Below are 14,302 nucleotides of genomic sequence, written 5' to 3' on the forward strand. Positions count from 1 at the left end.
AAGACGCCACCCGGCAGCCAGCCGCGAACCCGCACCAGCATCCCGAATCCGGCGCGAGAAACCCCCGCGATTGGCGATTTCTATGGCCAGGGGAGGCTCATAATGCTGGGATTCGACGGGTTGGTGCGTTCGCGCCGTGGACAGATCGCGCTTCGGGGCACGAGCGCGCTGGGCGCGATCGGCGTTGCGCTGATGATGAGCGGCGTGGCGCAGGCACAGACCGCTGCCAGCGCCGGGACGGCTATTGTCATTCAGGATCAGGATCCGCCTGCGGAGCAGGAAAGCGACACCATCGTGGTCACCGGTTTCCGCGCCTCGCTGAGCAGCGCGCTGGGGACCAAGCGCAATTCGAACCAGATCGTCGACGCGATCACCGCCGAGGATATCGCCGACTTCCCGGACGCGAACCTGGCCGAATCGATCCAGCGCCTTCCCGGCATCTCGATCGACCGTGACAATGGCGAAGGTCGCACCATCACCGTGCGCGGTCTGGGCGGCGATTTCCAGTCGACCCGCCTGAACGGCGCCGACGCGCAGAACGTCGCGGGCGGCAACCAGTCGGATTCGGGCGCGAACCGCAGCCGCGGCTTCGACTTCAACACCTTCGCTTCCGAACTGTTCGGCGGCGTGAAGATCACCAAGACGACTGCCGCGGAAAATGACGAAGGTTCGCTCGGCGCGATCATCGATCTGACCACGGGCCGTCCGCTCGCCTACAAGAAGAACCGCTTCGCGCTGGGCGTCGAGGGCGAATATCGCGAGAATGGCGAAAGCTGGAATCCGCGCTTCACCGGCCTGGCGTCTGTGCGGGTCACCGACAATTTCGGCATCCTCGTCTCGGGCGCGTACCAGAAGCAGGATCAGCAGATCGATTCGTATCGCCGCAATATCGGCGCGTTCGAATATACCTATCGCAACTCGCAGCTGAACGGCGTCACGCCGGCGACCTACGGCTTTGCGCGGCCGGGCGGCAGCGGGGCGACCTTCGGTTCGGATCCCGCCGCCTATGCTCTGATCACGCCCACGACCATCATTCCGACGCTGCCGTCGATCGGTCGGCAGGATCTGGGCTATGAGCGCCTTGGCGGTACCGCGACGCTGCAGTGGCGGCCGACCAGCCGCACCGAAATCACCGCCGATTTCGTCTATTCGAAGTACGACCAGAACAGCGACAATACCGGCGTCACCACCATCGGCCTGAACCGCAACGGCACCAATGCCCGCGTGGCGCAGAACACGCTGCGCGCGATCGGGACCGCCAACGGCAATGCCGACCGCGTTGCGCTGTATCCCAACTGCGTGCCCAGCGCGATCATCGACTGCGACGGGCTGCTGAGCGGGAACACGGTGCTGCCCGGCTATCTCAACAGCATGAATCCGAACAATCTCAACCCGTTCGACTATTACAACAACCCGGCTTCGCCGGGATATGTCGCGAGCGCCAGCCAGACCGGCTATTATGAGGAACTGATCGGCCGTCCGAACACCAAGATCCGCGCGGCGCACGTCAATGGCGCCAATCAGGCGGACTATCTGGTCCTCGATGACGTCGACTGGCGCAGCTACAGCGACTCGCAGTTCGGCTCGACCACGTTCAAGCAGGCGACGCTGAACTTCCGCCAGGACTTCACCGACACCTTCACGCTCGACGCCACGGTCGGCTGGTCGCGTTCGGAATTCCGCGCGGTCGGCTATCTCGCCGAGTTCAACGCGATCGATCGCGACGGCTATACCTTCGACGATCGCAACGGCACGAAAATGCCGGTCTTCAACCCCGGTTTCGACGTCGCCAATCCGGCGAACTGGTCGCTGGTGAAGGGCCTGTCGACGATCCGCTACTTCACCAACGACGTGAACAACGAGTTCCGCGTCGCCCGCTTCAACTTCGCGTTCGAAGCGCTGCCGGAAATGACGCTGCGTTTCGGCGGCACCTACAAGCAGTTCGATTACGATGCCGATCAGGGCCGCCGCAACCAGGGCATCGAAGCGATCAACCCGACGCTGGCGGAAGCCGGCCTCGGCATCACCGATCTCGGCAAGACGGTGAATTTCGGTCAGGGCATCAACGTGACGGCGGGCACGCCGACGACCTATTATGCCCCCGACCTCGACAAGTTCATCAACAAGTTCGGCATCAACTGCAATTGCGTCAACAAATGGGGCGATTTCCGCGCCGTGGTCGACGGACGCCAGCGCGGTGCGGTGACCGAGCGCGATCTTTCGGGCTTCTTCCAGGTCGATTTCAACCTTGACCTGTTCGGCCGTCCGCTGCGCGGCAATGCGGGCCTGCGCGTCGCGAACACTCGCGTGATCGGCGAAGGCAATGTCGGCGGCGCCGACGGCGTGGCCGGCACGCCGGTGAGCGCGACCCACGAATATTGGGACTGGCTGCCGTCGATGAACGCGACGTGGGAGCCGGCCAACGGTTTCCTTGTCCGTTTCGCCGCGTCGCAGGTCATGGCGCGCCCGCAGCTGGCAAGTCTGACGCCGGGCACCACGGCCTTCACCACCGCGCTCGCCACCAGCGGCGCGGCGCCGACGGTGACGGTGGGCAATCCCTATCTCGAGCCGTTCCGCGCGACCAATCTCGACCTGAGCTTCGAGCGCTATTTCCGGAACAACGGCCTGATCGCCGTCACCTTCTTCATGAAGGACATCGCGTCCTTCCCGCAGCAGGTGGCAGGCGAAGCGCCGCTGTCGTCGGTGTTCGAACCCACGGTCTATAACCAGCTGCTGGAAAGCCTGAAGGGCACCGGCCCGACGCCGTCGACGCTGTACACCTACACGCTGAACGGCGGCACCTGGGGCATCCGCCAGTTCAAGGATGCACCGGGCGGCACAATCAAGGGCTTCGAAGTCAATCTTCAGACCGACTTCTGGTTCCTGCCAGCGCCGTTCGACAAGATGGGCGTGACTGCGAACTATACGCACATCGAATCGACGCTGAACTATCTGACCGGCACCGCGCTTTCGACGACCCAGACCGGGACCGCATCGACTGCGTCTAATACCTTCGCCGAGGGGCCGTTCCTCAACACTTCGCCGGACTCGTTCAACGCGACGCTCTATTACGAGAACAGCGTGTGGTCGGCGCGCGTTTCGGGGGCGTATCGCAAGCGCTACGTCAACCGGTTCCCGCTGGCGACGGGTACGTGCAGCGTGGGCACCACCACCAATGCCGGCGCGGCGTGCAACTCGCCGGTGCTGGCGGACTTCGGCTATAACGAGGACACGCTGAACATCGACTTCGCGCTGTCGTTCAACGTGACCAAGTTCGCCAAGCTGACGATCGAAGGCCGTAACCTGACCAACGATCCGCAGTACCGCACCATGTATGCCGCGAACCCGGTGACGCAGACCTATGCGAGCACCGGGCGGATCTTCACGGCCGGCGTGCGGATGATCTTCTGATTTAAGGGGGAGTGTGCGGCGTGGCGCGCGGGGAGGAGGGACAGCCTCCCTCCGCGCCACGCCGTTCGCTTGTCTGGAGACGACGATGCGTAGTGTGACGATGATGACGGCGGCGCTGACGCTGCTGGGCAGCGAAGCGGCGGCGCAGACGACGCCGCTGGCCTTTCCCGGCGCCGAGGGTGCCGGGGCGCATTCGCTGGGCGGGCGCGGGGGGCGGGTGTTCACCGTGACCAGCCTGGCCGATGCGGGAGCGGGGACGCTACGCGAGGCGGTGGAGGCCAGGGGGCCGCGCACGGTGGTGTTCGCAGTGGCGGGGACGATCCGGCTGGTGAAGCCGCTGAAGATCGTCGAGCCGCGGATCACCATCGCCGGGCAGACCGCGCCGGGCGGCGGGATCACGCTGCGCGACCAGCCGCTGCTGATCCATGCCGATGACGTGGTGGTGCGCTTCATCCGATCGCGGCTGGGCGATGAATCGAAGGTCGAGGCGGACGCCGTTTCGATCACCGGGGGCGAACGGATCATCCTCGATCATGTCTCGGCGAGCTGGTCGGTGGACGAGACGCTGTCGGTCGGGGCGCCGGGGACCGATCCCGAAAAGGTCGTGCGCGACGTGACCGTGCAATGGTCGATCATCGGGGAATCGCTCAACCGGTCGGGCCACGCCAAGGGCGCGCATGGCTATGGATCGCTGCTGCGGTCGGGCTTTGGCGCGGAGATCAGCCTGCACCATAATCTGTGGGCGCACCACCGCGCGCGGATGCCGCGGCCGGGCAATTACAACGATCCGGCGATCGATCCCGATGGCCCGATCTACGATATTCGCGCCAACGTCTTCTACAATTGGGCGGGCAGCCATGCCGGCTACAACGCCGACAAGACGAGCCGGGCGAACTATAATTTCGTCGGCAACGCTTATCTGCGCGGGCCGGACAGCAAGGGCGCGATCGCGTTCGAGGAAAGCAGCACCGGCGGCCGCGCATGGTTTGCGCGCAACAGCATGGACGGTGCGGTGCCGGCCGATCCGTGGAGCCTTGTCGCGGGACTGGCGGCGTCGGAGAACCGGCTGACCGCGCCGATCGCGACGAAGCCGGTGCGGGACGACCCCGCCGCGCTGGATCGCGTGCTGGCCGGGGCAGGCGCTTCGCTGTTCCGCGACGCAGTGGACACGCGGATCGTGGCGAGCGTGCGCGCCAAGGGCGGCGTGCTGATCGACAGCCAGACGCAGGTGGGCGGCTGGCCCGAGCTTCCGGCGGGCAAGGCCGCGCCCGATGGCGACGGCGACGGGATGCCCGACGCGTGGGAGCGCGCCCACGGACTGGACCCCAGGAACGCAGCCGATGGCAACGCCGACCGCAATCGTGACGGGGTCACCAATCTGGAAGACTGGCTCGCCGACGCGGCTGCCGGGAAACGCTAGGCAGCCCGCCCCCCGGCCGCTAAGCCCTGCGGCATGAGCGGGGGCATGGTTTCACGGATGCGCGAATTGTCGCGCGCGGCTTCGGGCATGGTCGGCGCGTTCATCGCCTATGCCGGCTGGCGCGGCGTGCGCGTGGGCGCGCTGTTAATGGCGTCCGCGATCGTCGATGGCGCCGGATTGCTGCTGCTGGTGCCGATCATCGGCGTCGTGGTCGAGGGCGGAAACGGTTATATCTCCACCCTGCTGCGCGGGTTCGGGCTGACCACCCAGTTCCAGCAGCTTGGTCTGCTGATCCTGGTGTTCGTGACGCTGAGCGCGGTGCGCGCGTTCACGCTCTATGCCCGCGACATGGCGATCGGGCGATTGCAGACCGGTTTCATCGAAAACGAGCGCAACCGGGCGATGCGCGCGCTGGCGGAGGCACCGTGGCACCGCGTGGTCGGGCTGCGCCATGCGCGGGTGACCAACATCATCACCACCGAAATCCAGCGGCTGGCCAGTTCATCCTATTTCATGGTGCAGGGTGTGGTCACCTCGGCGATGCTGGTGGTGCAGGCGGCGATTGCCTTCTCGCTCGCGCCCGGTCTTGCGGCGGTGGCGGTCGTGCTGTTCGGCATCGGCGGAGCGGTGTTCCTCGCCACGCAAGACACGACACGCGAACTGGGTGCGAGGCTGGTCCGATCGGGGCAAGCGATGATGGGCAATGCGGGCGGTTTCCTGACCGGCCTGAAGACCGCAGCCGCGCAGAATGCGCAAGCGAGCTTCATCGCGGAGTTCGAGACGATCCAGAACGATATCCGGAGCAGCCAGCTGAGTTTCCAGCAGCGGCAGGCGCGCGGGCGGCTGGTGTTCGCGATGGTCTCCAGCCTGCTCGGCGCGGGTGTGGTGCTGGTCGGTTTCGGTATCCTCAAGGTCTCGCCCGCGATCCTGATCACGCTGGTGCTGGTGTTCGGACGCATGAGCGGACCGGCGCTGCAGCTCTATCAGGCGGCGCAGCAATTCGTGTTCACGCTGCCCAGCTTCGAAGCCGTTCGCGGTCTGGAGCGCGAATTGCGCGTCGATGGCGAAGATCGCAGCGAGCCGGTGGACCCGCCGGACGGCGCGATCGAGCTGGAGGGAGCGAGCTATCACCATCCCGGCGGACGCGGCGTGGGCGGCGCGACGGTGCGGATCGAGCCAGGAACGTTCGCGGGTATCGCCGGGCCGTCGGGCGCGGGCAAGACGACGCTGGTGGACATGATCGTGGGCCTGTTGTCGCCGCAATCGGGGACGGTATGGGTCGGCGGCGCGGTGCTGGAAGGCGGGTTGCGGAGCGGCTGGGCGCAGCGGATCGCCTATGTTTCGCAGGAGGGGTTCCTGTTCCATGACACCGTCCGGCGGAACCTGAACTGGAGCAACCCCGACGCGACCGACGCCGAGATGGCGGCCGCGCTGGAATTTGCCGGGGCGACCGCGATCGTGGCGCGGATGGAGCATGGGCTCGACACGGTCGTGGGCGAGCGCGGGACTTTGCTGTCGGGTGGCGAGCGTCAGCGGATCGGGCTGGCGCGCGCGCTGCTGCGAAAGCCGCGGTTGCTGGTACTCGACGAGGCCGCCAACGCGATCGACGCACCGGGCGAAGCCGCGCTGCTCGACCGGATCAAGGCGCTGGATCCGCGCCCGACGATCCTGATGATCTCGCATCGCGAAGAGAGCCTGAGCTGGTGCGATCAGGTGATCCGCGTCGCGGACGGGCGCGTCGTTTCGTGAAGGTGCCGGCGTTCAGCCTGCGAGCGGAGGCGGCGGAGGACGAAGCCTTTCTGCGCCGCCTGTTCGTGTCGGGACGTCATGCCGAGTTCGCGGCGGCCGGGCTGGCGGACGCGCAGATCGAGATGCTGCTGGCCCAGCAGTTCAACCTGCAACGAAGCCATTATCGCGCCGCCTATGCCGATGCCGACTGGTGGGTTGTCGAGCATCGCGGCGAAGCGGTCGGACGGCTCTATGTCGCGCGGGCGATGGACGGGCGGCATCTGGTCGACATCGCGCTGATGCCCGAATGGCAGGGCAAGGGGCTGGGCGGGGCGCTGCTGGACCGGGTGCTGGCCGACGCGGCGGCGGCGGGGCGGCCGGTGCATCTGCACGTGCGCCCGCACAATCCCGCGCGGCTTCTCTATCTGCGCAAGGGCTTCGTCGAAACCGGGTTGGATGGCGCCGATGTCGCGATGACGTGGAAGCCGCGCTGAAGCGGGATCAGTTGAAGACCGCGTGATAGCGATAGGTGCCGTCCGCATTCCGACCGAACGGCGAGACGAAGATATCCAGCCTGCCCATATCGCCATGATCGAGCGGCAGCATCTGCGATTCGTACATCGCGTCGGTGAGCGAGCCGTGGAAGGTCAGCGCGAACGGCGCGCGATTGTCGCCGGATGCCTTGTACCGTTCGATTTCGACGAGGGTGAGGACTTCTTCCTGCCCCTCGACGTTGATCGCGAACGGCGTGTTCAGATGCGGCTCGAACGAATCGGCGGTCAGCGTGTCGATCATTCCGTCCCCCTCCAACGGTAATCATGGTGCCGGTTGCAGGGATCGAACCCGCGACCTTCGGTTTACAAAACCGCTGCTCTACCATCTGAGCTAAACCGGCGCGGGCGCCTCCTTGCGTCAGGCGACGCCGAAGGTCCAGCCTTCGGTTTGCGCCAGATCGGGCGTGAGCCCCGAAGGACGCCAGTTTTCGGGACGTTCGGCGGCGGTACGAAGCCATGCGGCGGTGAGGATCGCGTCGGTTGCGTGATCGTCGTAGCGGGCGAGCGGGCTGTGCGGGCTTGAGCCAAGCGCCTCGAGCATCGCGTCGAGCGTCGCGGCGTTGCGAATCTTGGACAGGCCCTTGCGCATCCCTGCGGTGCGCGCGGCGAGCGCGGTATAGATCTCGACGATCACCGGCCCGGTTTCGGGCAGCGGATCGAACGGCCAGACCGGAATGCGGCCGGCGAGGCGATGGAGCACGCGCATCCCGGTGAGGCTGGATTTGCCGACCTGCGCGGCGCCGACAAGGTTGAAGCAGCTATAGGGCGAGAGGCCTGCCTGCGCCTGGCCATGTTCGCAGATGCGGAAGCGGCCGCGCCCGGCGGGGAACAGGTCTCCGCAATCGCGCTGCTGGCGGAAATGGCGACGGGCTTCGGTATGCGCGACGAAGCTGGTCGCGGCGAGATGCGGGTCTTTGGCGCAGAGCTGATCGACCATGCGCCAGAGCGATCTGGCATCGGCGGGGGTTTCGGGCCAGTCGGGGAAGAAGGCGCCTTCGTCGGCGAACGGGAAGGCGGGGGAAAGATCGAGGCCGATCAGAGCGCGTTCGTTCAGGCCGATCAGCCAGTCGAGGATCGCGGGGCGCGACCAGCCGCCTGCCGGTTCGACCAGTTGCGGCGCGGCGGCGCCGGCGGTGCAGCGGGCGACCGCGAGTCCCTTGGGCCGCTCGATCGCCTGACCGGACCAGTCGATGGCGATGAAGCTGGTGAAGGGAGTCACCTGGTTCCTTCCCGGCACGGGGAGGGGGAGCGCCGCGAAGCGGTCGTGGAGGGGCCGCCGGGCGAAGCACGGCGGTAAGACCTTTGCGGACAGCGACACCGCCGCGTCCCGCGGCGGCCCCTCCACCGCCTTCGGCGGTCCCCCTCCCCGTTCCGGGGAGGAATTGAGTGGGTCATGGGCGTTCTTCCATCCCGGCGGCGATGCGCTGGGGCTTCTTCGCGAGATCCCACCAGCGGCGCTGGATGTAGAGGGCGATGCGGTCTCGCGCGCCGGTGCCGTAGCGGGTGAGCACGGCCGGATAGCCGTGATAATGAGCGGTTTCCCAGAAGGTATCGGGATCGGTTTCGATCAGCATTTCCTTCTCGGCGAGCGGGACCATCAGGCAGAAGCTGCCGGGTTCGCGGCCGGGCGAGAGGATCGCCTTGCCGTTCAGCTTGGGACAGAGCGTGCCGTAGAAACTCTCCATGCGCACTTCGGGAAGCGCGAAGGCAGTGGCGACGGCGTCGTCCCAGTCCTTCACGGCAAGCTCCTCATGGCAGCGCCTTGAGCACGTCGGCGACGAATTTGGGAGCGTCGAACGCGCTGCCCACGCCGTCCTCGCCACGGCGGACGACGACGATCTTGCGCGAGGGCACGACGAAGATGACCTGACCGCGATTGCCCTGTGCCGCGAAGGTGCCGGCGGGAAGGCCCTGCGCCGGGCCGAACAGCCACAAAGTCGCGCCATAGCCCGCGCCGGTGGCGGGCTGGGGACCGCTAGGCGTAGTCATATACTTCATCCAGCCGACGGGCAGGATGCGCTGGCCCTGCCACACGCCGTCGTTCAGCCAGAACATGCCGAGCCGGGCGAAGTCGCGCGCCGAGGACCAGATCTGGCTGGAAAGGACGAGATTGCCGCCCGCGTCGAGCTCGGCGACGGTGCGGGTCATGCCCAGCTTGGCGAACAATTCGGTGCGCGGGAAAGCGGCATAGCGGGCGTCGTTCCTTATCGCGCCACGCAATACGCGGCTGGCCGCGACGATATCGACGTTGGAATAGCGGAAGCGCGTGCCGGGTGCGGCCTCGATCGGCCAATAGGCGACTTCCTCGTCCACCGTGGTGCCGCCGAAATAGAGCGCATCGGTGCGGTTGCCGGCATAGGCGGTGTGAAGGCCGCTGGCCATGCGCAGCAGATTGTCGAGCGTAATGGTGGCGCGGGTGTCGCCGCGCCACAGGCCGGCGGGTTGCGCGGTGCGGACAAGACCCTGCCGCACGCCGATGCCGGTCACGGTGCCCGCGATGCTCTTGGCGACCGACCAGGTGCGCTGGGTGCTGTGCGGGCCGAAGCCGGCGGCATAGCGTTCGGCGACGATCTGGCCGTCCTGCACAACGATCACGGAGGTGGTGCGGCCTTGATAGCCGCCGCTCAGCGCCTTCGCGACCGGACCTTCGAGCACGGGGATGACGCGCGGGACGAGGCCTGCCTGACCCATCGGCCAGGGGCGGTCGTCCAAGCTGCCCGCAAAGGGCGTGAACGGCGCCGAGGGCAAGCTGGCGGCAGGCGACGGCGCGGTCGAGCCGGGCGGCAGGATGGTGCAGCCACGATCGTGGCGCCAGTCGGCGCGGCGCGGCGGCAAATTCTGGTCGAACCGCACCGAGACGCTGGCGCCCCAGAGCTGTGGCGCGCCGGTCTTTGGCCTGGTCGTGTAGCGGCTGATGCTGGCGGCGAGCATCGGGATCAGCGGCTGATAATCGGTGTAGATGCCGGTGAGTTCCAGCCCCTCGACCTGCGCCTGGGTGCGGCCGCCGTTGAACATCGCGCTGCACAAAGTGAGCGCCTTGTAGCCGGCGGCGATGCTGCGTTCGTAGGCGGTCGGGGTGCGTTGTTGCTGGGCGAAGGCGGGGGAAGCGAGCAACGGCAGCGCAGCGAAGGCCAGCACTGCGAGCGTGCGGCGCAATCCGGCCGGTTGACACGGTTGACACCTATATTGCGGAAAAAGCTTCCGGGCGCGGACGCCATTGCGCGAACGGCGCGGGATCGGATGCGGGTGAGTCGAAAGCGTGCTGGCCATAGGCGGACGAAAGCAGACCAAATCCTACATTGGAAGCGTTTCGTGGAGACGCACTCCCCAGCGAGGGCTGGGGCCAAGTTGGCGGGAGATCGTTGGTGAGCGCATCACTTCGTTACGCCCATCTTCGCAACGGGCCCCCGCCTTCGCCAGGGAAGGAAAATTGCGCTATTCCTGCTTCTTGCGGCGCATCTCGTCCCACCATGCCATGCGTTCGGCGATACGCTTTTCCATGCCGCGTTCGGTGGGCGTGTAGAAGGTCTGGGGCGGCAGTTCGTCGGGCCAGTAGTTTGCCCCGCTGAAGCCGTCCTCGGCATCGTGATCGTAAGCATAGCCCTTGCCGTAGCCGATGTCCTTCATCAGCTTGGTCGGGGCGTTGAGGATATTGTCGGGCGGCATCAGCGAGCCGGTTTCCTTCGCGCTGCGCCATGCGGCCTTTTGCGCCATATAGACCGCGTTCGATTTGGGCGCGGTGGCGAGATAGACGCAGGCCTGGGCGATGGCGAGTTCGCCTTCGGGCGAGCCGAGAAAGTCGTACGTGTCCTTGGCGGCCATGCACTGGACCAGCGCGTTCGGGTCGGCGAGGCCGATATCTTCCACGGCAGCGCGGGTGAGGCGGCGCAGGACGTAGAGCGGCTCTTCGCCTGCCGTGAGCATGCGGGCGAGATAGTAGAGCGCGGCCTGCGGATCGCTACCCCGGATCGACTTATGGAGCGCCGAGATGATGTTGTAATGGCCCTCGCGATCCTTGTCGTACACCGCGACACGGCGCTGGAGCAGCGCGGAAAGCCCAGCGGGATCGAGCGGTTCGGGCAGGTTGACCGAGAAGAGCGTCTCGGCCTGGTTGAGCAGGAAGCGGCCATCGCCGTCGGCGCTGGCGATCAGCGCGGCACGGGCGGCTTCGTTGAGGGGGAGGGGGCGGCCCTCCAGTTCCTCGGCGCGCTGGAGCAGGCGATCGAGCGCTGCGGCGTCGAGGCGGTGGAGGATGAGAACCTGCGCGCGGCTGAGAAGCGCGGCGTTCAGTTCGAAGCTGGGGTTCTCGGTCGTGGCGCCGACGAGCGTGACGGTGCCGTTTTCGACGAAGGGCAGGAAGCCGTCCTGCTGGGCGCGATTGAAGCGGTGGATTTCGTCCACGAACAACAGGGTCTTGCGGCCGATCCGGGCATGGTCCTTTGCCTCGGCGAAGACCTTCTTGAGATCGGCAACCCCCGAGAATACCGCGGAAATCGCCACGAATCTGAGGCCCACGGCATCGGCGAGGAGGCGCGAGATGGTGGTCTTGCCGGTGCCGGGCGGGCCCCAGAAGATGATCGAGGACAGGCGGCCGGCAGCGACCATGCGGCCGATCGCGCCTTCGGGGCCGGTGAGATGCTCCTGACCCACCACATCCTCGAGCCGGCGGGGGCGGAGGCGGTCGGCGAGGGGCGCGCCCTCGGGCAGTTCCTCGGGCGGGGCGGGGGAATCGTGGGTCGCGAAGAGATCGGCCATCGCCGACCAGATAGTAGCATCCACGCTGGTTTGCGAAGTTTGTACGGAACGGGCTTGCATAATCTCTTTCAAGATATATCTTAGACGCATCTTGATTCGCTCATATAGGATTTTACGAATGCGATTTGGATTTCAACATGGCGGCCGGAAGGGCCGCGATTGCGCCACGCGCGGCATGGGCCGGGGACGTGGTTTCGGGGGTGGCTTCGGCGGCGGCTGGGGGCATGGGCCCGATGGCGGGCGCGGGGCGCGTGGCGGTGGCGGACGCCGCCGGATGTTCGACGGGAGCGAGCTGCGGCTGGTGCTGCTGAGCCTGATCGCGGCGACGCCGCGGCACGGATACGACCTGATCCGCGAGATCGAGGCGCTGAGCGGCGGGGCCTATGCGCCCAGCCCGGGCGTGGTCTATCCGACCCTGACGATGCTGGTCGATATGGGCCTGATCGAAGAGCAGAAGACCGATGGCGCGAAGAAGCAGTTCGCGGTGACCCAAGCGGGCACCGAACAGCTGACTGAACAGTCCGAGACTCTGAAGTTGCTTCTGACCCGGCTCGCGGAACTGGGTTCGGTGTCCGAACGGACCAGCGGCGGGCCCGTGCGCCGCGCGATGGGCAATCTGCGCAGCGCGTTGCAGGACCGGCTGACCCGCGAGGATATCGATCCCGACACGCTGCACCAGGTGGCGGCGATCATCGACGAGGCGGTGCAGAAGATCGAGCGGTTGTAAGCCGTTTGACCCGTCTCCAAATTCTCAGGCGGCGGCTGGGGCTGCACCCGGCCGCAACGCAAACTTCGGAAGCAAGTATCATGTCCATCGCCACCGTCAGCAGCAGCGCCCTTGTCCCCACGGCAAGCGCGAGCCGCTATCTCCAGCAGCTGTGCAAGCATTGGAGCCATAACCTGCAGGTCGAATTCACGCCCGAGAACGGCACCGTGATCTTTCCGAAGGACGCGCGCGGCGCGGACCATCCGGGCGATGCGGTGGTGACGTTCAACGTCGCCGAAGGCGGGCTGGACGTGCGCATCGACGCGTCGAGCGAGGCGCAACTGGAAGGGCTGAAGGGCGCGGTTGCGCGGCATCTCGACCGGTTCGCTTTTCGCGAGGCGCCGTTGGGGTTCGATTGGAAGTAGCGGTGGATCGGCAAAATCCTCACCCGGGAGGGGGAGGTGGCAGCCAAAGGCTGACGGAGGGGGAGCGCCCCACGCGATATCGCCTGTGGCAAGCCCCCTCCACCGCTTCGCGGTCCCCCCATCCCCCTCCGGGGGAGGATTTTTTTGGTTACAGACCCTTACGCGCCATTGCTTCGAGGTACGTGTCCAGCGCGGCCTGGTTGATGCGGTCCCATTCGTAGCGCTTGCCGAGTTCGTGACCCGCGGCACCGGCGGCCTTGCGGAACTCGTGGTCGGTCGCGAAGCGGGCGATGGCGTCGGTATAGGCTTCCATGTCCTTGGGATCGCACAGGATGCCGGTGACGCCGTCTTCGACCAGTCCGACCGGGCCGGTCGCATAGGCGGCGACAACCGCGACGCCGGCGGCCATCGCCTCGAGCGTGACGTTGCCGAAGCTCTCGGTCACCGACGGATTGAAGAACACGTCCATCGACGCGACGGCGCGGCCGAGATCGTCGCCCGACTGGAAGCCGGCGAACGCCGCCTGCGGCACGCGTTCGGCGAACCATTCGCGCGCGGGGCCTTCGCCGATCACCAGCACGCGATGCTTCACGCCGCGCGCGTCGAGCCGCTTGATCACGTCGGCGAAGACGTCGAGGCCCTTTTCCAGCACCAGCCGGCCGAGAAAGCCGATCGCGACTTCATCGTCGGCGATGCCGAGCGAGCGGCGCCATTCGAGGCTGCGCATGTTGGGATTGAAGCGGTCATGGTTCACGCCGCGCGACCAGATGCTGATGGGTTTGTTCACGCCCCAGCTCTGGATCAGCTCGGTCATCATCGGGCCGGTGGTGAGCACTGCGTCGAAGCGATTGTAGAAGCGGGTGAGCGCGCGGATCATCAGCGGCGTGAGGAAGCCGATGCCGTAATATTGGGGATAGGTTTCGAACCGGGTGTGGACCGACGCGACCGAAGTGATCCCCTTGCTGCGCGCCCAGGTGACGGCGCGGTGGCCGAGGATTTCGGGCGCCGAGACATGGACGAGGTTTGGATTGAACGCCTCGAGATCGGGCAGCACCTTCTTGATGCCGGTGGCGAAGCGATATTCGTCGCGGCCGCCGGGCATCGGCAAGGCGGGCACGCTGACCAGATCGCCGGTCGGCTCGAACGCCGGGGTATCGGTGGTCGGCGAATAGACGCGGACCTTCACCCCCTGATTGAGCAGGTGGCCGACGAGGAAGTTCAGCGCCTGGTTCGCGCCGTCCCGGACGTAATTATAGTTGCCGCTGAACAGGGCAACGCGGAGATCTTCGGTCTTCATATTGGG

General features: G+C 66.5%; 12 protein-coding genes and 1 tRNA gene. 6 read left to right on the forward strand and 7 right to left on the reverse strand.

Going from position 1 to position 14,302, the window contains the following annotated elements; genetic code table 11:
- The first annotated feature begins 102 nt into the window (after positions 1-102).
- The 4 genes from HHL13_RS01255 (at position 103) to HHL13_RS01270 (ending at position 7,053) form a co-directional block, all read left to right on the forward strand.
- Entirely contained in the window at positions 103-3,411 is a 3,309-nt protein-coding gene (locus tag HHL13_RS01255; RefSeq protein ID WP_169553971.1) for a TonB-dependent receptor, read from the forward strand.
- Positions 3,412-3,496: 85 nt separating this feature from the next.
- Positions 3,497-4,831 carry a pectate lyase gene (locus HHL13_RS01260; RefSeq protein ID WP_169553972.1) on the forward strand — a complete coding sequence of 445 codons (1,335 nt, stop codon included), beginning with the start codon at positions 3,497-3,499 and terminating at the stop codon, positions 4,829-4,831.
- A 45-nt stretch (positions 4,832-4,876) separates the two neighbouring features.
- Positions 4,877-6,580: an ABC transporter ATP-binding protein gene (locus tag HHL13_RS01265; protein WP_169553973.1), complete on the forward strand. Its 1,704-nt coding sequence runs from the start codon at positions 4,877-4,879 to the stop codon at positions 6,578-6,580.
- Positions 6,577-7,053 carry a GNAT family N-acetyltransferase gene (locus HHL13_RS01270; RefSeq protein WP_169553974.1) on the forward strand — a complete coding sequence of 159 codons (477 nt, stop codon included), beginning with the start codon at positions 6,577-6,579 and terminating at the stop codon, positions 7,051-7,053. The genes HHL13_RS01265 and HHL13_RS01270 overlap by 4 nt, the downstream gene beginning before the upstream one ends.
- A 7-nt stretch (positions 7,054-7,060) precedes the next feature.
- Here HHL13_RS01270 and HHL13_RS01275 read toward each other — a convergent pair whose 3' ends face one another.
- The 6 genes from HHL13_RS01275 to HHL13_RS01300 all read right to left on the reverse strand — a co-directional run bounded on the left by HHL13_RS01275 (position 7,061) and on the right by HHL13_RS01300 (position 11,868).
- Complete coding sequence (locus HHL13_RS01275; RefSeq protein WP_169553975.1) at positions 7,061-7,354, reverse strand: hypothetical protein; 294 nt, start codon at positions 7,352-7,354, stop codon at positions 7,061-7,063.
- A gap of 24 nt (positions 7,355-7,378) precedes the next feature.
- Positions 7,379-7,454: transfer RNA gene (locus tag HHL13_RS01280), tRNA-Thr, on the reverse strand.
- 17 nt (positions 7,455-7,471) lie between these two features.
- Positions 7,472-8,332, reverse strand: a complete 861-nt coding sequence (locus tag HHL13_RS01285) for a hypothetical protein (RefSeq protein ID WP_169553976.1) — start codon at positions 8,330-8,332, stop codon at positions 7,472-7,474.
- A gap of 172 nt (positions 8,333-8,504) precedes the next feature.
- The gene (locus HHL13_RS01290; protein ID WP_206376814.1) at positions 8,505-8,852 is read right to left on the reverse strand and encodes a hypothetical protein; all 348 of its coding nucleotides are present in this window, start codon (positions 8,850-8,852) and stop codon (positions 8,505-8,507) included.
- A gap of 10 nt (positions 8,853-8,862) precedes the next feature.
- Positions 8,863-10,269, reverse strand: coding sequence for a serine hydrolase (locus tag HHL13_RS01295; RefSeq protein WP_240953588.1), 1,407 nt, complete (start codon positions 10,267-10,269; stop codon positions 8,863-8,865).
- A gap of 279 nt (positions 10,270-10,548) precedes the next feature.
- Entirely contained in the window at positions 10,549-11,868 is a 1,320-nt protein-coding gene (locus tag HHL13_RS01300; protein WP_169556708.1) for a replication-associated recombination protein A, read from the reverse strand.
- Between the two features lie 118 nt (positions 11,869-11,986).
- Here HHL13_RS01300 and HHL13_RS01305 point away from each other — a divergent pair, with 118 nt between their 5' ends.
- Entirely contained in the window at positions 11,987-12,595 is a 609-nt protein-coding gene (locus tag HHL13_RS01305; RefSeq protein ID WP_169553978.1) for a PadR family transcriptional regulator, read from the forward strand.
- A gap of 80 nt (positions 12,596-12,675) precedes the next feature.
- Complete coding sequence (locus tag HHL13_RS01310) at positions 12,676-12,999, forward strand: DUF2218 domain-containing protein (RefSeq protein WP_169553979.1); 324 nt, start codon at positions 12,676-12,678, stop codon at positions 12,997-12,999.
- A gap of 148 nt (positions 13,000-13,147) precedes the next feature.
- Here the strand turns inward: HHL13_RS01310 and HHL13_RS01315 are convergent, their stop codons facing one another.
- The gene (locus HHL13_RS01315; protein ID WP_169553980.1) at positions 13,148-14,296 is read right to left on the reverse strand and encodes a glycosyltransferase family 1 protein; all 1,149 of its coding nucleotides are present in this window, start codon (positions 14,294-14,296) and stop codon (positions 13,148-13,150) included.
- Between the last annotated feature and the right edge of the window lie 6 nt (positions 14,297-14,302).

Source organism: Sphingomonas sp. G-3-2-10, assembly GCF_012927115.1.
Lineage (GTDB): Bacteria > Pseudomonadota > Alphaproteobacteria > Sphingomonadales > Sphingomonadaceae > Sphingomonas.

Coding starts and splice junctions, on each gene's coding strand:
- HHL13_RS01255 (WP_169553971.1), top strand. CDS start 103: ATGCTGGGATTCGACGGGTTGGTGCGTTCGCGCCGTGGACAGATCGCG.
- HHL13_RS01260 (WP_169553972.1), top strand. CDS start 3,497: ATGCGTAGTGTGACGATGATGACGGCGGCGCTGACGCTGCTGGGCAGC.
- HHL13_RS01265 (WP_169553973.1), top strand. CDS start 4,877: ATGGTTTCACGGATGCGCGAATTGTCGCGCGCGGCTTCGGGCATGGTC.
- HHL13_RS01275 (WP_169553975.1), bottom strand. CDS start 7,354: ATGATCGACACGCTGACCGCCGATTCGTTCGAGCCGCATCTGAACACG.
- HHL13_RS01300 (WP_169556708.1), bottom strand. CDS start 11,868: ATGGCCGATCTCTTCGCGACCCACGATTCCCCCGCCCCGCCCGAGGAA.
- HHL13_RS01305 (WP_169553978.1), top strand. CDS start 11,987: ATGCGATTTGGATTTCAACATGGCGGCCGGAAGGGCCGCGATTGCGCC.
- HHL13_RS01310 (WP_169553979.1), top strand. CDS start 12,676: ATGTCCATCGCCACCGTCAGCAGCAGCGCCCTTGTCCCCACGGCAAGC.
- HHL13_RS01315 (WP_169553980.1), bottom strand. CDS start 14,296: ATGAAGACCGAAGATCTCCGCGTTGCCCTGTTCAGCGGCAACTATAAT.